Source organism: Salipiger sp. ABF4_146 (assembly GCF_056161345.1).
This window is the reverse complement of record NZ_JBSWYX010000034.1, coordinates 13,450-30,338: the sequence shown is the minus strand read 5'-3', so window position 1 is coordinate 30,338 and position 16,889 is coordinate 13,450. Positions and strand designations below refer to the sequence as shown.

General features: G+C 66.3%; 14 protein-coding genes and 1 tRNA gene. 6 read left to right on the top strand and 9 right to left on the bottom strand.

The window, feature by feature from the left end; all coding sequences use genetic code 11:
- Positions 1-154: 154 nt before the first annotated feature.
- From ACXAJT_RS26035 to ACXAJT_RS26025, 3 genes are all read right to left on the bottom strand, one after another.
- Positions 155-424, bottom strand: a complete 270-nt coding sequence (locus tag ACXAJT_RS26035; protein WP_475241453.1) for an AAA family ATPase — start codon at positions 422-424, stop codon at positions 155-157.
- 168 nt (positions 425-592) lie between these two features.
- Positions 593-668 (bottom strand) — tRNA-Ala (locus ACXAJT_RS26030).
- A gap of 154 nt (positions 669-822) precedes the next feature.
- Entirely contained in the window at positions 823-1,143 is a 321-nt protein-coding gene (locus ACXAJT_RS26025) for a TIGR02300 family protein (RefSeq protein WP_475241451.1), read from the bottom strand.
- Between the two features lie 106 nt (positions 1,144-1,249).
- Here ACXAJT_RS26025 and ACXAJT_RS26020 point away from each other — a divergent pair, with 106 nt between their 5' ends.
- From ACXAJT_RS26020 to ACXAJT_RS26010, 3 genes are all read left to right on the top strand, one after another.
- Positions 1,250-1,942: a M48 family metallopeptidase gene (locus tag ACXAJT_RS26020; protein WP_475241448.1), complete on the top strand. Its 693-nt coding sequence runs from the start codon at positions 1,250-1,252 to the stop codon at positions 1,940-1,942.
- A 34-nt stretch (positions 1,943-1,976) separates the two neighbouring features.
- A complete protein-coding gene (locus tag ACXAJT_RS26015; RefSeq protein WP_475241445.1) occupies positions 1,977-2,630 on the top strand; it encodes a GntR family transcriptional regulator in 654 nt (217 codons plus the stop codon).
- A gap of 83 nt (positions 2,631-2,713) precedes the next feature.
- Positions 2,714-3,616 carry a DUF1206 domain-containing protein gene (locus ACXAJT_RS26010; RefSeq protein ID WP_475241440.1) on the top strand — a complete coding sequence of 301 codons (903 nt, stop codon included), beginning with the start codon at positions 2,714-2,716 and terminating at the stop codon, positions 3,614-3,616.
- A gap of 856 nt (positions 3,617-4,472) precedes the next feature.
- On the opposite strand, the gene ACXAJT_RS26005 is transcribed toward ACXAJT_RS26010, so the two are convergent.
- Positions 4,473-5,435, bottom strand: a complete 963-nt coding sequence (locus tag ACXAJT_RS26005; RefSeq protein ID WP_475241436.1) for an acetyl-CoA carboxylase carboxyltransferase subunit alpha — start codon at positions 5,433-5,435, stop codon at positions 4,473-4,475.
- Between the two features lie 166 nt (positions 5,436-5,601).
- Positions 5,602-6,201 (bottom strand): LysE family translocator, encoded by a 600-nt coding sequence (locus ACXAJT_RS26000; RefSeq protein WP_475241433.1) that lies wholly within the window; start codon positions 6,199-6,201, stop codon positions 5,602-5,604.
- Positions 6,202-6,273: 72 nt separating this feature from the next.
- On the opposite strand from ACXAJT_RS26000, the gene ACXAJT_RS25995 reads away from it, so the two are divergent.
- Together ACXAJT_RS25995 and ACXAJT_RS25990 are read left to right on the top strand one after the other, a co-directional pair.
- The gene (locus ACXAJT_RS25995; RefSeq protein ID WP_475241430.1) at positions 6,274-6,726 is read left to right on the top strand and encodes an Lrp/AsnC family transcriptional regulator; all 453 of its coding nucleotides are present in this window, start codon (positions 6,274-6,276) and stop codon (positions 6,724-6,726) included.
- A 49-nt stretch (positions 6,727-6,775) separates the two neighbouring features.
- Positions 6,776-8,533 carry a GMC family oxidoreductase gene (locus ACXAJT_RS25990; RefSeq protein WP_475241428.1) on the top strand — a complete coding sequence of 586 codons (1,758 nt, stop codon included), beginning with the start codon at positions 6,776-6,778 and terminating at the stop codon, positions 8,531-8,533.
- Between the two features lie 192 nt (positions 8,534-8,725).
- Here ACXAJT_RS25990 and ilvD read toward each other — a convergent pair whose 3' ends face one another.
- Positions 8,726-10,555: a dihydroxy-acid dehydratase gene (ilvD, locus tag ACXAJT_RS25985; protein ID WP_475241426.1), complete on the bottom strand. Its 1,830-nt coding sequence runs from the start codon at positions 10,553-10,555 to the stop codon at positions 8,726-8,728.
- 440 nt (positions 10,556-10,995) lie between these two features.
- Here ilvD and ACXAJT_RS25980 point away from each other — a divergent pair, with 440 nt between their 5' ends.
- Positions 10,996-13,539: a PIG-L family deacetylase gene (locus ACXAJT_RS25980; protein WP_475241424.1), complete on the top strand. Its 2,544-nt coding sequence runs from the start codon at positions 10,996-10,998 to the stop codon at positions 13,537-13,539.
- A gap of 22 nt (positions 13,540-13,561) precedes the next feature.
- Here ACXAJT_RS25980 and rimK read toward each other — a convergent pair whose 3' ends face one another.
- From rimK to ACXAJT_RS25965, 3 genes are all read right to left on the bottom strand, one after another.
- The gene (gene rimK / locus ACXAJT_RS25975) at positions 13,562-14,959 is read right to left on the bottom strand and encodes a 30S ribosomal protein S6--L-glutamate ligase (RefSeq protein WP_475241421.1); all 1,398 of its coding nucleotides are present in this window, start codon (positions 14,957-14,959) and stop codon (positions 13,562-13,564) included.
- Positions 14,960-15,140: 181 nt separating this feature from the next.
- Positions 15,141-15,602: a DUF6636 domain-containing protein gene (locus tag ACXAJT_RS25970; RefSeq protein WP_475241418.1), complete on the bottom strand. Its 462-nt coding sequence runs from the start codon at positions 15,600-15,602 to the stop codon at positions 15,141-15,143.
- 237 nt (positions 15,603-15,839) lie between these two features.
- A complete protein-coding gene (locus ACXAJT_RS25965) occupies positions 15,840-16,799 on the bottom strand; it encodes an L-malyl-CoA/beta-methylmalyl-CoA lyase (RefSeq protein ID WP_475241416.1) in 960 nt (319 codons plus the stop codon).
- Positions 16,800-16,889 lie beyond the last annotated feature (90 nt).

The window sequence follows — 16,889 nt, the reverse complement described above, 5'->3', positions numbered from 1 at the left end:
CGGACACCGGCACCGGAGACCTTCATCCCCATAGATCGAAGGCCGACCATGCATTAGCATTTAACCCGGACCACTCGCAGGGGTCAGCTCAGGGCGTGTTAGCGGTTGGCGCCATACTTGGGCGGCACTGGAAGGCAGCGGATCGCCAAGTTGCTCACGGAATGACGAGAAGTGAGTCGAAGATCACGGGGCCTGGGAGTGTCTGTGCGGTGCGGTAGGCGCGGAGGTCGCGCTCAAGCATCCGTTCGGCATAGGCCATACGATTCCCCCAGGTGAGAGCGTCTCCGCCGCTCTGCATCTCCTCGCGGATGACCGCGCGGCCGGATTCGGGGGTCGTGTGAAGGCCGCGGCGGGCGAGCTCGGTGATGAGGCTGGTCTTGCCCGCACCGGGACCGCCCGTCACGACGAAGAAATGGTCGCTCATGGGCCATCCTCGGTTTTGACAGAGGGGGGCTGCGAAGCGATCGACGCGCTGAAAGGCGCGGATCAAAGCAGCATGGATTTTCGCAGGGAAAACAACACCGGTCTGCTTGACAGAGACAAGCCCTCTTACAAGAAAGGCAGAACTATCTGGTGCTTTTCAAGAGAGGATTGGTGGAGCCTAGGGGGATCGAACCCCTGACCTCCTGCATGCCATGCAGGCGCTCTCCCAGCTGAGCTAAGGCCCCAATCGCGGTGCTCTTTTGCCGTGTCGGTCAGTGCCGAGCTTGGCTCCGGAGCGGTGTCCGCCGCGTCGTCTCCGACGCTGTGCGGCGTGATCTATGGGATGCTGCGGGCGGGTTCAAGCGAAAAAATGACCGCCCGCAGAAAAAAGTTCGAGGCTTACTCTTCGTCCTCTCCGGCGACGTCGGTGATCTCGTCCAGCGAGACGTTGTCGTCGTCGTCATCGTCGTCGAGAACATCATCGTCATCGAGTTCGACCTCGACGTCGTCTTCGAGCAGATCGCCCTCTTCGTTGTTCTCGGTCTGGGACCGGCGCGGGGCGCCGTCTGCCTGGTCGGCCGACAGCATGGTGCGCTTGCCGGTGTCGAGTTGCAGCACCTCACCCGTGTAGGGCGAGACGATCGGATCCTTGTTCAGGTCGTAGAAACGCTTCCCGGTGGTCGGGCAGACGCGCTTCGTGCCCCATTCTTCTTTGGGCATGGGTGGTCCCCTTCAGCTGGCTTGTACGGTCGACAATCTGCAGCGTCTGCCATAACACAAGGGCGGTGTCAAAACTTTTGGCCGAGGCAGTCCAGAGGCAATAAAAATGGGGCAGTTCACCCTTCCCGGCAACCCGCCGATCGCCGTCACCCTGCGTCGCTCGGCGCAGGCGCGGCGGCTGTCCCTGCGGCTCTCGCAGCTTGACGGGCGGGTCACGCTGACCCTGCCGCGGCGGCTGCCCGAGGCCGAGGCCATCGGCTTTCTGCGCGAGAAGGAAGGCTGGCTGCGCGGCCATCTCGAGCAGCGCGGCGCCGATGTCTGGCTGGGCCTCGGAGAATGCCTGCCGATCGCCGGGGAAATGCGCCGCCTCGTGCCGGGGCAGGGGCGCAGCCTGCGCCTTGCGCCGGATCAGCTTGCGGTGCCCGGCCCGCCAGAGCGCGTGGCGGCGCGGCTGCTTGGCTGGCTCAAGGCCGAGGCGCGCAACCGTCTGGCCGAAGCCTCGGACCGGCATGCCGCTGCGCTGGGGCTGCCCTACAGCCGGCTGACGCTGCGCGACACGCGCTCGCGCTGGGGCTCGTGCACGGCTGACGGCGGGTTGATGTATTCGTGGCGGCTGATCATGGCGCCGCCCGAGGTTCTGGATTATGTCGCCGCGCATGAGGTCGCGCATCTGGCGCAGATGAACCATTCCCCGGCGTTCTGGTCGGTGGTCGAGCAGCTTTACGGCGACTGGCGCCCGGCGCGGCGTTGGCTGCAGGTCGAGGGCGCCTCGCTGCATCGCTACCGTTTCGGCGATTGACGCCAGCCCCGCCGCATCGGAGATTGCCCGGATCATGATCCAGCCCCAGCCCCGCCCGTCCGAAGTTGTCCTGTCCGCGCATGAGCGCGTCTACCGCGGCCTGCGCCAGCGCATCATGCTGGGCCAGATCGCGCCCGGCGAGTCGCTCACCCTGCGCGGCATCGGGCGCGAGTTCGACGTGTCGATGACGCCTGCGCGCGAGGCGATCAACCGGCTGGTGGCCGAAGGCGCGCTGTCGATGTCCTCTTCCGGGCGGGTCTCGACGCCCGAACTGTCGAACGAGCGGATCGAGGAATTGGCGGCGCTGCGCGCGCTGATCGAGGTCGAGCTTGCTTCGCGCGCGCTGCCGCGGGCGCATATGGCTCTGATCGACCGGCTGCAGGCGATCAACGGCACCATTTCCGAGGTGATCCAAGCCCGCGACGCGGTGGGCTACATCCGCACCAATCTGGAGTTTCACCGCACGCTCTATCTGCGCGCGCAGGCGCCGGCGATGCTGGCGATGACGGAAACCGTCTGGCTTCAACTTGGGCCGACGATGCGCAAGCTCTACGGGCGGTTGCGCCGCACCGAAGCGCCGCACTACCACCGCCTGATTATCGCCGCGCTGAAGGCGGGCGATGAGCCGGGGCTGCGGCTGGCGGTGCGTTCGGACGTGACACAGGGATTGCGGATGCTGGCGACCTGAGGGCCGGGCGGGGGAACCCGGAGGGCTGCACGGGCATTGAGGGGGCAAGTCGTCACGCCCTTTTGCCAGACCGGAGTCTTGCCATGTCCCTCGCTGAATCTCTCTCCATCAAGCCGGACTCGCGCCGCGCCAAGCGGCTCGAGGACGTGAATCCCGAAGATTTTGCGTGGGCGATCCCGATCATGCGCGCCGGCTATTCGGGCCGGGGGCTGGTGTACCTCGTGGTGGCTGGAGTGTCGCTGTTTTCGATCCTGCGCGGCGGTCAGGCCGAGGGCACCTCGGAGGCCATGCAAAGCCTGCAGGGCGGCTGGGGCACGGCGGTGATCGTGCTGATCGCGCTGGGGATGCTGGCCTACGCCATCTGGCGGTTGGTGGATTGCATCTGGGACCTCGAAGCCTATGGCCGCGACGCCAAGGGCCTTGTGGCGCGCGGCGGCATGCTGGTGACCGGCGGTGCGCATCTTGGCATCGGCGTTCTGGCCGCGACGCTGCTCATCGGGCGCAGTGGCGGCGGCAGCAGCAAGGAAATGCTCAACTCCGTGCTTCAATCGCCGGGCGGGCAGATCGCCGTCGGCATCGCTGGCGCGCTGACCATCGCCGCGGGCGGGTTCTACCTGATGAAGGCGGTGAAGGAGAAGTACCGCAATCACCTCAAGGCCAATCACTTCACCACCCATTGGAACGGCGCGCTGAAGGCGGGTCTCGCGGCGCAGGGCGTGGTGATCGGCATCATCGGCATGCTGATCTGCTACGCCGCGCTGCACGCCAACGCCTCCGAAGCGGGTGGACTGGGCAGCGCCTTTGACTGGCTGCAGGGGCAGGTCTATGGCCGCGTGCTGGTCGCGTCGCTGTGCGTTGGACTGCTGGGCTTTGCGCTCTTCTGCTTCGTCAATGCCGCCTACCGGATCATCCCCAAGGCCGCCGATCCCGATATCGAGTCCGTTGGTGCACGGCTGCGCGCCAAGGCAGAGAATGCGACGTCTTGAAGGCCGCTCTCGCTTGGGCGTCGACCGGGCGCCTGAGGTATTGCCTTAAAAGTGAGAAAAATCTCAAGAAATAAACTCGCTAGGCGCGTTCGCTTCGAAAAGGGGCGAGCGCGTTTTCTTTTGTTTGGCACGCAGCGAGGCGCGCCATTCTATCGGGCGCTCAACAACCAAGGCAGAAATCGGAAAATAGCGCCGACAATATGATGAAGAATGAGCGATATAGGGAGATTGGCCAAGAATGCGCCGCAAAAGCTACCGCCTTAAGGGGAGGTGTCTTGGATATCCATTCTGTTTCAGTGGCGTATCTGAGTTGGGTGCCGCGCCGCGGAAAGACAGGATATTGCCTCATACATTGATGGGAATGCGCCGCGCGATTCTCGTGTCGCGCTGAGGCCGCTCCATAGAGCTTTGCAACGAAATAATAATCGACTGCGCAGGCAGTTTCTTCCGACCCCTCTGCCAAGCGACCGCAGGCGGGCATCCCGCTGCGCTAGGTACGCCGCAAAGCGGAGCCGGGGGGGCTGATTTGCGGGCGTTTGAATTGCCAGCGCGTGTTTCGCTGCGAAATTCCTTGAAATTGTCTTAATCTTGGATTTTCCTGTGTGCGACGATACCGCCCTCTGCGGTGAGCCATACCTGTCGCGCAATGAGGTGGAAATAAGGCTGGGCGGATTTTCAGAATTATCCCGCCGCGCCGCCAGAATTCGTCGAAAATTGCTGTCGAATAATACAGCCATGCCAGAGCGATACGGCGTGTTCTTCAGCTTATGGCAGAACATGAAGAAAGCCCCGGAATGCGGCGGGAACCGCGCTCCGGGGCTTGCAGGGATTTGTGACTGTCGCCGGGGTGCCGGCCTCAGGCGGCGAGGCCCTTGGCCCCCATTGCAAGGAACTTGTCGCGGCGCGCCTTGACCAGATCGGCGGGCTGCATCCCGTCCATTTCTTCCAGCATCGCGGCGATGTTCTTGCCCACCGCCTCGATCGCCGCCTCCGGCCCGCGATGCGCGCCGCCCAGAGGTTCGGGGATCACCTTGTCGGCGACGCCCAGCTTCAGCAGGTCCTGCGCCGTCAGGCGCAGCGCCTCGGCGGCCTCGCGCATCTTCTCGGCGTCCTTCCACAGGATCGAGGCGCAGCCCTCGGGCGAGATCACCGAATACACCGAATGCTCCAGCATCGCCACACGGTTGGCGGTGGCGAAGGCCACGGCGCCGCCGGATCCGCCTTCGCCGATGATCACCGTCACCAGCGGCACGCCGATCTGCAGGCATTTCTCGGTGGAGCGGGCGATCGCCTCGGACTGGCCGCGCTCTTCCGCGCCCTTGCCGGGGTAGGCGCCCGGCGTGTCCACCAGCGTGATCACCGGCAGGCCGAACTTGTCGGCCATTTCCATCAGGCGGATCGCCTTGCGATAGCCCTCGGGGCGGGCCATGCCGAAGTTGCGCTCGATGCGGGACTGGGTGTCGTTGCCCTTTTCGTGGCCGATCACCATCACCGGACGGTCGTTGAACCGCGCCAGACCGCCCATCACCGCGTGGTCGTCGGCAAAGCCGCGATCACCGGCCAGCGGCGTGAACTCGGTGAACAGCGCTTCGATGTAGTCCTTGCAGTGGGGACGGTCCGGATGCCGCGCCACCTGGCATTTCCGCCAGGGCGTCAGCTTCTTGTACAGATCCTTGAGCAGGTCGTCGGCCTTGCGGTCGAGCGCGGCCGCCTCGTCCTCCACATGCATCTCTTCGTTCTTCCGCGCCATGGCGCGCAGTTCTTCCGCCTTGCCTTCGATCTCGGCGAGGGGTTTTTCAAAGTCGAGATAATGCGTCATGCTCGGGCACTCTTGTTGGTCGCGGCCTATATGGCCTCGAAGACGCCCGGATGCAACAAAGCAAGATTTGCCGCGCCGCTCCGGGGGCGGCTGAGGGGGTGAAAATCAACGGCGCCACGGCCTGACGCGCGCCATGGCGGCGGACCGGACCTGCGCAGCGCTGAGGTCAGCCAAGCAGCACCGGCAGCATCGAGGCAACCAGCAGCGCGGCCATGCTCCAGTTGAACAGGCGCAGCCGCGCCGGGTTGGTCAGCACCCGCCGCAGCCCGCCGCCCAGCACCGTCCACGTGGTGGTCGAGATCGCGCCCATCGCCACATAGGTGCCCGCCACCAGCAGCACCGCGGCCAGATCGCCGCCCGCGGCATAGAGGGTGATCGCCCCCAGCGCCATCGACCACGCCTTGGGGTTCACCCATTGAAAGGCCGCGGCCTGCAGAAAGCTCAGCGGGCGCGCGCCGCTTTGGTGCCCGGCCTCGCCGGGGGGCGCGGCGTGCGCGATCTTCCACGCCAGCCAACCCATGTAGAGCACCGACACCAGCGTGAGCGCATCACGGACCAGCGGATAAGCCTCGAAAACGCGCATCGCACCCAGCCCCACAAGCAGGACCATCAGCGGAAACCCCAGCGCCACGCCCAGCATATGCGGCAAGCTCCGCGCCAGGCCGAAGTTGGCGCCCGAGGTCAGCAGCATGAGGTTGTTGGGCCCCGGCGAGATCACCGTGACGAGGGCGAAGGTCGCGAGCGCGAGCATGAGGTCCTGTGTCATGGCGCAAGAGTTACGCGTCTGCTTCGGTGAAAGGTTGCAATCTACAGCGAAACCTGCGCCATAAAGAAATGTATGAGCGAAATTGACGACATTGATCGCAGGATATTGCAGGTGCTGAAAGCCGATGGGCGGATCAGCAACCTCGCGCTGGCCGAGCGCGTGGGCTTGTCGCCCTCCGCCTGCCTGCGCCGGGTTGCGGCGCTGGAGAAGGCGGGGGTGATCCGCGGCTACCGCGCGGTGCTCAGCCCGGAAAAGACCGGTGTCGGCTTCGTCGCCTATGTCACCGTCGGGCTCAGCAAGCACACCAAGGACGCGCAACTGGCGTTCGAGCGTGTCATCACCCGCGCGCCCGGCGTCAAGGAATGCCACAATATTACCGGGAACCTCGAATATCTTCTTCGGATCGAGGTGGCCGATTTGGCCGCATACAAGGAGTTCCACACCGAGGTTCTTGGCATGTTACCGCAGGTCAGCGCCATAACCTCTTATGTGGTCATGGGCTCGCCCAAGGACGAAAGATCCTGAGCGGGTCCGATTCGGGCAGGCGGCGCTCCCGCAGGGGGTGGCGGCAAACATGGAAGAATTTGACGGGAACATGACCGACGCGCAGGCGGGGGAGTTCGATTACATCATCGTCGGGGCAGGGTCGGCGGGCTGTGTGCTGGCCGAGAGGCTCTCGGCCGATCCGGACAACCGGGTGTTGCTGCTCGAAGAGGGCCGGGGCGCGGGCGGCCATTGGCTCAGTCAGGTGCCGGGGGCGCGGCAAAGCCTGCTCGCCGACGCCACCCGGCGTTACACCTATCAGGTCGAGCCGGGCCCACGCGGCCCGGCGGAGCGCTGGGTGAGCGGGCGCATGCCCGGCGGCACCAGCGCGGTGGGACATGCGCTGTGGCTGCGCGGCGGCGAGGACGATTGGGCGCGCATGGCGCGCGCGGTGGGCAGCGAGGACTGGGGTTGGGCTGAGATGTCGCGCTGTCTGCGCCAGATCGAGCACCACGACTTTGGCGCAAGCGAGATGCGCGGTCGCGGCGGGCCGCTGGAGGTCAGGCTCGGGCAGCCGCTGTCGCCGCTGATGCAGGCGGTGATGCAGGCCGGGGCCGAATGCGGCTGGCGTCAGCGCTACGATCCCAACGAAGAAGACCCCGAGGGCCTCGGCCCGGCGGCTTGGACGATCGACGAGAAGGGCCGCCGCAGCACCGCGTGGACGGCGTTCATCCGTCAGGCGCGGGACCGGCCGAACCTGCGCATCGAAACCGGCGTCCGGGTGGATCGGGTGCTGCTCGATGAGGGCCGCGCGCGCGGCGTCGAGGGACGGCGCGGCACCGCGCAGCTGCGCTTCGAGGCGCGCGGCGAGGTGATCCTCTGCGCCGGGGCGATCATCACGCCCAAGCTGCTGATGCTGTCGGGCATCGGCGATGGCATGGCGTTGCGCCGCGCCGGGATCGAGGCCAAGCACCACAGTCCGAACATCGGCTGGGGGCTGCGCGATCAGCTGATGCTGGCGACGAACTGGCGGCTGCGGCACTGGCGCGACAGCGACAACCGGGCGCTGACCGGCATGCGTCTGTGGCTCACCGCGCTGCGCTACCTGCTGTCGAGCGATGGCGTGCTGAGCCGTGGCGGGGCAGAGCTGGTGGGCTTTGTCGCCGCGCAAAAGGGCGCCGAGCGGCCCGACACGATGATCACCGCCGCGGCGCATTCGTTTGACCCGGCGCAGGGCGTCAGCGGCTTTGAGCCAGAGCCGGGAATGCGCCTGACCTGCCACACGCTGCGCCCCGACAGCACCGGCTATGTGTTTGCCGCCGGGCCCGATCCCGATCTTCCGCCGCAGATCGAGGCCAATTACCTGTCCAGTGACCGCGACCGCCAGCGCGCGGTGGCGGCGGTGCGGATGCTGCGCAAGCTGGCGCAGCGCAGCGCGCTGTCCGAGTTCATCGAGGGCGAGACGGTGATCTCGGCCTGGGCCAAGACCGAGGACGACATCCTCGATCTCTATCGGCGCTACAGCCGCTCGGCCTGCCACGCGGTGGGCAGTTGCATGATGGGCAGCGAAGAGACCATGCCGCTCGACACGCGGCTGCGGGTGCGCGGGATCGAGGGGCTGCGGGTCTGCGATGCCTCGATCTTCCCCGAGATGCCCGCCGGCGGCACGCTGGCACCGGTGATGGGCGCCGCGCTGCGCGCCGCCGAGATGATCCTCGCGGATGCCGCCGGGCGCGAGACCGCCAGCGAGGACGCGGGCGAAAGCGCTGACGCGGGCGAAGATGAAGATGACGAGCCGATCGCGGCGGAGGTCACCGCCAGCGAAGCGCGCGAAACCCGCACCGGCTAGGTCCGGCGCCATGCCCCGCAGCTTCGCTTAGACCCAAATATCCCGGGGGAGCCCGCGCGCAGGCGCGGGCGGGGGCAGAGCCCCCCAAACACCCAACACCCAAACACCCGCCCCCAAACACCCCGCCGCCCGAAACGAAAACGGCCGTCCCCAGAAGGGACGGCCGTGTCTTTCTCGAACTGTCGCGGCGGCTCAGATTTGCCGCACGGCGCCCTTGGCGGCCGAGGTGGTCAGCGCGGCATAGGCTTTCAACGCCTTGGAGACCTTGCGCTTGCGCTTTTCGTCCGGCTGCCAGCCTTTCTCTTCGCGCGCGGCGCGGCGCTCGGCGATCACCGCGTCATCCACCGCAAGGTTGATCTTGCGGTTGGGGATGTCGATCTCGATCGTGTCGCCTTCTTCCACGAGGCCGATGGTGCCGCCTTCCGCCGCTTCCGGCGAGACGTGGCCGATGGACAGGCCCGAGGAGCCGCCCGAGAAGCGCCCGTCGGTGACCAGCGCACAGTCTTTTCCGAGCCCCTTCGATTTGAGGTAGGAGGTCGGGTAGAGCATTTCCTGCATCCCCGGACCACCGCGCGGGCCCTCGTAGCGGATCAGCACCACGTCGCCTTTGTGGACCTTGCCGGTGAGGATTGCGCTCACCGCCGTGTCCTGCGATTCAAAGATGCGCGCCGGGCCGGTGAACTTCAGGATCGACTCGTCGACGCCCGCGGTCTTCACGATGCAGCCGTCCTCGGCGAGGTTGCCGTAGAGCACCGCAAGGCCGCCGTCTTTCGAGAAGGCGTGCTCGGCATCGCGGATGACGCCGGCCTGACGGTCGATATCGAGCGTGTCGTAGCGCATCGACTGCGAGAAGGCGGTGGTCGAGCGGACGCCGCCGGGCGCGGCGCGATAGAAGTCATGCACCGAGTCGGAGTTAGTGCGCGTCACGTCCCAGCGATCAAGCGCATGCGCCATGGTCTCGGCGTGCACCGTGTGCACCGAGGTGTCGAGCAGCCCGGCGCGGTCGAGCTGGCCGAGGATCGACATGATGCCGCCCGCACGGTGCACGTCTTCCATGTGCACATCGTCCTTGGCGGGCGCGACCTTGCAGAGCACCGGAACGTGTCGCGACAGCCGGTCGATGTCGGACATCTCGAACGGCACGTCGCCCTCGTTGGCGGCGGCCAGCAGGTGCAGCACGGTGTTGGTCGAGCCGCCCATGGCGATGTCGAGCGTCATGGCGTTTTCAAAGGCTTTCACCGTGGCGATCGAGCGCGGCAGCACGGTGGCGTCGTTCTGCTCGTAGTAGCGCTTGGCCAGATCGACGATCAGGTGGCCGGCCTCGACGAACAGGCGCTGGCGGTCCGAGTGGGTGGCCAGCGTCGAGCCGTTGCCGGGCAGCGACAGGCCAAGCGCTTCGGTCAGGCAGTTCATCGAGTTGGCGGTGAACATGCCCGAGCAGGACCCGCAGGTCGGGCAGGCGGCTTCCTCGATCGCCTGCACTTGCGCGTCGGAGTATTTGTCGTCGGCGGCGGCGACCATGGCATCGACGAGGTCCAGCGCCTTTTCGGTGCCTTCCCATTCGACCTTGCCCGCTTCCATCGGGCCGCCCGAGACGAAGACCACGGGGATGTTGAGGCGCATGGCGGCCATCAGCATGCCGGGGGTGATCTTGTCGCAGTTGGAGATGCAGACCATCGCGTCGGCGCAATGCGCGTTGACCATGTATTCCACGGAATCGGCGATGATCTCGCGCGAGGGCAGCGAATAGAGCATGCCGTCGTGGCCCATGGCGATGCCGTCGTCGACCGCGATGGTGTTGAATTCCTTGGCCACGCCGCCGGCCTTTTCGACCTCACGGGCGACCATCTGGCCCAGATCCTTGAGGTGCACGTGGCCGGGCACGAACTGGGTGAAGGAGTTGACGATCGCGATGATCGGCTTGTTCCAGTCGCCGTCCGTCATGCCGGTGGCGCGCCACAGGCCGCGGGCGCCGGCCATGTTGCGGCCGTGGGTGGTGGTGCGGGAGCGATAGGCAGGCATGGGGCTTCCCCTCGGAGTTAGCGTGTCGGCGCTGTTTAACGCTCTCAAGCCCGCGCAGCAAGGGTCGGTGGTGCCGCTGACTGCCCGGAAGCTGCGCAAAAAGGTCAGGTTTGCGCAACTTCCTTTCTTCGATGTGCGGGTTCGCGCAATCCGATGAAAGGGCGCGGGGAATCGATGTGGGAAACAAGTGAAACAAAGGCGATCTTTTTCAATGCATTGTTTCCGCCTCCTCCTGTGGCCATGGCGGGTGCGCTTGTGGCGTCCCGGCCGGTGAACCCTTTGGCCGCAAGAGGTAATTCACGCCGTTCACCGGCCACCAAAGGGCCAATCGCACTCACGCCGAGGTTACTTGTCGAATTATTGACATATTTGGGCGAGCCTTGCGCACGCCGGCTGGCCCGCCGGTTCCGCCCCGCCACCCGCCGTTTTGAGGATCCGGCATGCCGCCGTTCGACATGACCGCGCCCGCCCATGACATCGAAGACATCTCCGGCGCCTTCCGCATCGAGGCGGTGGCGCGCTTTGACAATCTGATCGGCGGCTACTGGCAGCGCATCGTTGATCTCGGCAATGGCGCAGAGGCCAACAACGTCATCCTCTCGCAGTATGAAAACACCGGCGACATGATGTTCGCCGTCGTCGAGAACGGCGCGGTGCATATGATCACCGCGGCCGGCGCGATCACCGAGGGCGAGACTGCCACATGGCAGGCGGGCGTCGATCCGGACGGGCGCATGTGGATTGCCAAGGACGGGGCGCGGCTGGTCGAGGGGCAGGGGGTTGTGCCCTCGGACGTGCCGCGCGCCTCGGAGCTTGTGGGCGAGTCGAACAGCGTCTGGGACGATCCGCTTGCCGGCGCGGTGCTGGGGCTAGACATCACGAATGCAGACGAGGCCGAGGACGGTGGACGGCTCAACAATCCGGTACCGCTGGCCGGGGCGTTCCGGGTCGATCTCACCGCGCGGTTCGACGATCTGAGCGGGCGGGCGTGGCAGGGACTGTTCGAGGCCACATCTGAGAACGGAGAGGCGGGCGTGCGGCTGACGCAGGTGGGCGCTTCGGAGGACCTGATGTTCGAAGTGTCGGACGGGGGCGAACGCCACCAACTGATCGTCGAAGGTGCGCTGGTCGAAGGCGAGTATGCGCGGCTCGCCGCGGGTGTCGAGGACGACGGGACCATGTGGCTCGAGAATGACGGCCTGCGCCTGGCCGAGACGCAGGCCGTCGTGCCAGCGCTCGGCGATGGCCAGCAGATGGTTCTGGGCGAGGCGGCTGGCGCGGGCGGCGATGCGCTTGATGGGGTGCTGCTTGATCTGAATGTCACCAGCGCCGCAGAGACCGGCGACGAAAGCACCTCGGGCGGGGGTGACACGCTGCCCGACGCAGACACCGTGACAGGGCAAGATACGCTGCCCGGCGACGCTACCATCCCGGGAGACCAAACGCCCTCGGAGGAGGATACGCTGCCCGACGCGGAGAGCGTGTCAGGCACCGGGGGAGAGGACAGCCGCGTGGCGCAGGTGGACGGGCCGTTCACACTCAGCCTTACCGCGCGGTTCGATGACATCCAGGGCGGCTACTGGCAGCGCATGTTCGATTTCGGCAGCGGGCCGGGGGTGGACAACATCCTGCTGACGCAGGTCGAGAACACCGGGGGCGTGATGTTCGGCATCTGGCAGGGTGGCGAGGATCACCGCGTGCAGGCGGAGAACGCCATCGTTCAGGGGCAGACCGCCGAGTGGTCGGTCGGCGTCGAGGCCGATGGCACCATGTGGATCGAAAAGGACGGTGCGCGTATCGCCGAGGGGCAGGGGGTGGTGCCTGCCGACGTGGACCGCACCAACCTGCTGATCGGTCGGTCGAACTGGCCCGAGGATGACCCGCTGATCGGCGAGGTCTCTGGGCTGACGGTCGCGCCTCTGGGGGATGCCGGGCCAGAGGACACGTCGGGCGAGGCGGACGTCACCGAGGGGGGCGGAGATAGCACCGGCGGACAGGACACAGAGCCGGAAGAGGGCGGTGAGGATAGTGTCCCCGCGGGGACAGGCGAGGTGCCTGATGGGGGGGATATCCCTGACGGGGCCGATCTGACCGCCGGGGGTGACATGATCATCGTCGCGCATCAGGACGACGACATCCTCTTCATGAACCCCACCATTGATGACGCCATCGACGGCACAGCGCCGGTCACCACGGTCTATCTCACCGCCGGGGACTTCGGGCTGGGGCAGGATTACTGGGGCGCGCGCGAGGCCGGAGAGAAAGACGCCTACGGCCATATGGCCGGTAGCGACGACTGGGTGGACGAGCGGGTCAGCGTGACGGTTGGCGACAGCGTCTTCGACGTCGCCAGCTCCTATCTGGAAAGTCAGCCCGACGTGCGGCTTTATTTCCTGCGCCTGCCCGACGGGTTCGATGGCAGCGGGTCCGAGCGCTATGACTTCGACAGTCTGCAAAAGCTGTGGGAGGGCTCGATCGACAGCGCTGGCACGGTGGACGGGCAGGGCAGCTACACCACCGAGCAGTTGCAGGGGGTGATCACCGCGCTGATGGAGCGCCATAGCCCCGAGCAGATCCACATTCAGGATCACACCAGCGAACATGCAGAGCTGGAGCATTCCGACCATGTGCATGCCGCCGAGTTTGCCGCGGCGGCGGCCGGGGATTATTCCTCGGACCTGACGGTCACCAGCTACCACGGCTATGCCACTTGGGGGTTCGAAGAGAACGTCGAGGGGGCCGAGCTTGAAGATCTGCGCGCGACCTTCCTCGAATACGCCGCCCATGACCCGCAAGTCTGGGAAAGCGACGGCACGCTGATTGACTCCTACGACGAGTGGCTGCAGCGCGAGTATGTCGCCAATGAATACACGCACCTGCCGAGCAGCGCCGAGATGGCGGCGCTGCTGACGGCAGAAGATGACGTACCTGTCACCGACGACACGGCGCCTGAGGAAGAGGACGCCGAGCCGCTGATGCTATGACTGCGCGCGGCGGCGTCCCGGCTCAGGCGATGCTGCGCTTTGTCCGGCCCTTCGAGCGGGGTGGTTTCGGGGCGACTTTGGTCTCGATGTGCTCCATGATCAGCCCGGCGATGTCCTTGCCCGAGGTCTTCTCGATGCCTTCGAGCCCCGGCGAGCTGTTCACCTCCAGCACCTTCGGCCCGTCGGCGCCGCGCAGCAGATCAACGCCCGCCACGTCGAGCTTCATCGCCCGTGCCGCCTTGATCGCCACCTCGCGCTCTTCGCGGCTGATCCGCACCTTCTCGGCGGTGCCGCCCTGATGCAGGTTCGAACGGAAATCATCAGGCTTGCCGCGGCGGCGCATGGTGGCCACCACCTTGCCGCCCACCACGAGGCAACGGATGTCTTCGCCCGCGGCTTCCTTGACGAAGCTCTGCACGAGGAAGTCGGCCTTCAGGCCCTGAAACGCGCTGATCACGCTCTCTGCCGCCTTGCGCGTCTCGGCCAGAACAACGCCCTTGCCCTGACTGCTTTCCAGCAGCTTCAGCACCAGTGGCGCGCCGCCCACCAGTTCCACCAGATTGCCCGAGTCCTTGGGGCTGCGGGCAAAGGCGGTGGTCGGCATGCCGATGCGGTTGCGGGCCAGCACCTGATGCGCGTGCAGCTTGTCGCGCGAGACGCTGATGCCTTCCGAGCCCGACAGGCAATAGGTGCCCATGCTTTCGAACTGCCGCACCACGGCGGTGCCGTAGCTGGTGATCGACGCGCCGATACGCGGGATCACCGCATCGTAATGCGGCAGACGGCGACCGTCGTAATGCACCTCGCCGCCGACGGCGCGAATGTTCATGTAGCAGCGCGAGGTGTCGATCACCTCCATCGCGTGGCCGCGGCTTTCGGCAGCCTCGATCAGCCGCTTGGTCGAGTAGTTGTGCGGCTCGCGGGTCAGCACCGCAAGGCGCAGCGCGCGCTGGGCGCGCTGGCGGCGCGGCAGGGCGCGGTAGGAATCGAACGACAGTTCGGGCTGCTGCATGCGCTGGGTGGGCGAGACGATCATGTCATCAAGCAGCGCGCTGCGGCCCAGCAGCATGCGGTAGGCCATGCTGCCGCGATCGGTGAGGGTGATCTCGATCGGCCAGCGGCGCTCGCCCATGACCACCTCGGCCTCGATCACGAAACGCAGCTCGGTCTCGCCGTTCGACGAGGTCACCTCGCGCCGGTCCATCAGGGGGGCGGAGCAGATGATCTCGAGATCGGGGTCGGCGGGATCGGGATGGATGGCGAAGCGCACCATCGGCTTTTCAGCCGGGCCGAAGGGCTCGATGGCGAAGGCGTGCAGCGCCGAGGTCCGCGCGCCGGTGTCCACCTTGGCGCGGATCGCCGGCAGGCCAAGACCGGGCAAGGCGAGCCATTCTTCCCATCCGAGCGTGAACTGCGTCATCAACATCCTCCTTGGCGCGTATCTTGTGGCGCGTTTCTTGTTTCGCGGAACCCGTCCGGCGCGCTCTAGCGCTGCACAGTAACAGGCGCAACACGGCCCGCCACGGCCTGCGCGTTTTCCCTCGTCCGATGCAGAAGAAGCTGGAGCGCGGGCGGGCGCTGTCCAGAATTCGCTGCCGGGCCTACCAGACCTCGAGCACCCGGCGCGACAGCAGAAACCCATGCCCATCGGCGTTCTGACAGCGCAGCCCGGAGGTGTCCGACAGGCACGAGATACCGCCCCAGCGGGCCGAGACGCCATAGGGCGCGACATCGACACCGGGCGCGGTATTCTTCGGGCCCGGCCCGCCGCAGCTCATCTGCACGGGGCCGCGTTCGAGCAGCACATAAGTATGCCCCCATGCGCCGCTGCAATTGGCTGGGCGGGGCTGGTTGGGCGCGGCGCTGAACTCGAAGATCGCGCATTGCAGATCAGTCGCGGTGCCGCTGTCGCCGATGTAGCATTCGATGTTGCCCGAGGGGGTTTTGAAGGGCGTGACGTCTGCACTTGCCGGGGCGCCAAGCAGACCCGAGAGGATCGCGCCGGAGAGCAGCAGGCAGATGGCAGGCAGGCGGAGATACGGCAGTCGGTGCGCGAGACGCATGGCGGCCTCCGTTTGGGAAATGACATGACTGAAATGAGGTCTTGAATGCAGCCGCAGGCTAGGCGGCGGAGGCTGCTTCGGTCAAGGCCGGGCAGGTCGCGCCGGGACAGGTCGCGCCGGGGTGGGCGTCGCCGGGGGCGTGGACTGGGCGAGGCGCCGTCCCCGCGGGGACGGCGGCGGGGCTTGCACAGCGGTTGTTGCATCGCGCGCCCGTCCCCGCGGGGACGGGCAGTGGGCTCAGGCGCTGGCGATCATCTCGGATTGGCGCACGATCACCTCGGCCTGTTTGATAGAGGCGATGTCCACCAGCCGTCCCTTGTAGACCGTGGCACCTTCGCCCTTGGCCTTGGCGTCCTCCATGGCGGCGAGGATCTCGCGCGCTTCGGTGACCGCGCCTTCGGAGGGGGTGAAGACCTCGTTGGCCAGCGCCACCTGCTTGGGGTGGATCGCCCATTTGCCGACCATGCCCAGCGTCGCCGAGCGCAGCGCCTGCGCGCGATAGCCCGCGTCATCCGAGAAATCGCCGAACGGCCCGTCGACCGGCAACACGCCATGGGTGCGGCAGGCGGCGACGATGGCGGCCTGCGCCCAGTGCCACGGGTCCGACCAGTGTTTGGCGCCCTCGTGCAGCATGTAGTAATTTTCCTGCGTGCCGCCGATGCCGGTGGTCGCCATGCCCATGGAGGCGGCGAAATCGGCGGCGCCGAGGCTCATCGCCTCGAGCCGGGGCGAGCCGGCGGCGATCTCTTCCACATGGGCGATGCCGGCGGCGCTTTCGATGATCACCTCGAACTTGATCGCCTTGGTCCGGCCCTTGGCGCGCTCCACCGCGGTGACCAGCGCGTCGACGGCGTAGAGATCGGCCGCGCAGCCGACCTTGGGGATCATGATCTGGTCGAGCCGGTCGCCGGCCTGTTCCAGCAGGTCGACCACGTCGCGGTACCAATAGGGGGTGTCGAGCCCGTTGATGCGCACCGAAAGGGTCTTCTTGCCCCAGTCGATGTCGCCGATCGCCTCGATGATATTGGCTCGTGCGCTATCCTTGTCGTCCGGGGCCACCGAGTCCTCGAGATCGAGGTTGATCACATCCGCGGCGCTGCCGGCCATCTTCTCAAAGATCGCAGGGCGCGAGCCGGGTCCGAAAAGCTGGCAGCGGTTCGGACGGGCAGGCGCGGCGGGCTGGATGCGAAAGCTCATGTGGGCACCTCGAGTGGGTAATGAAATTACATATGTGGCGATGTATGGGTTATTAAATTGCTCCATGCTGCGCAAGCAAAATTTGCCGCG

Coding starts and splice junctions, on each gene's coding strand:
- ACXAJT_RS26035 (WP_475241453.1), bottom strand. CDS start 424: ATGAGCGACCATTTCTTCGTCGTGACGGGCGGTCCCGGTGCGGGCAAG.
- ACXAJT_RS26025 (WP_475241451.1), bottom strand. CDS start 1,143: ATGCCCAAAGAAGAATGGGGCACGAAGCGCGTCTGCCCGACCACCGGG.
- ACXAJT_RS26020 (WP_475241448.1), top strand. CDS start 1,250: ATGGGGCAGTTCACCCTTCCCGGCAACCCGCCGATCGCCGTCACCCTG.
- ACXAJT_RS26015 (WP_475241445.1), top strand. CDS start 1,977: ATGATCCAGCCCCAGCCCCGCCCGTCCGAAGTTGTCCTGTCCGCGCAT.
- ACXAJT_RS26010 (WP_475241440.1), top strand. CDS start 2,714: ATGTCCCTCGCTGAATCTCTCTCCATCAAGCCGGACTCGCGCCGCGCC.
- ACXAJT_RS26005 (WP_475241436.1), bottom strand. CDS start 5,435: ATGACGCATTATCTCGACTTTGAAAAACCCCTCGCCGAGATCGAAGGC.
- ACXAJT_RS26000 (WP_475241433.1), bottom strand. CDS start 6,201: ATGACACAGGACCTCATGCTCGCGCTCGCGACCTTCGCCCTCGTCACG.
- ACXAJT_RS25995 (WP_475241430.1), top strand. CDS start 6,274: ATGAGCGAAATTGACGACATTGATCGCAGGATATTGCAGGTGCTGAAA.
- ACXAJT_RS25990 (WP_475241428.1), top strand. CDS start 6,776: ATGGAAGAATTTGACGGGAACATGACCGACGCGCAGGCGGGGGAGTTC.
- ilvD (WP_475241426.1), bottom strand. CDS start 10,555: ATGCCTGCCTATCGCTCCCGCACCACCACCCACGGCCGCAACATGGCC.
- ACXAJT_RS25980 (WP_475241424.1), top strand. CDS start 10,996: ATGCCGCCGTTCGACATGACCGCGCCCGCCCATGACATCGAAGACATC.
- rimK (WP_475241421.1), bottom strand. CDS start 14,959: ATGACGCAGTTCACGCTCGGATGGGAAGAATGGCTCGCCTTGCCCGGT.
- ACXAJT_RS25970 (WP_475241418.1), bottom strand. CDS start 15,602: ATGCGTCTCGCGCACCGACTGCCGTATCTCCGCCTGCCTGCCATCTGC.
- ACXAJT_RS25965 (WP_475241416.1), bottom strand. CDS start 16,799: ATGAGCTTTCGCATCCAGCCCGCCGCGCCTGCCCGTCCGAACCGCTGC.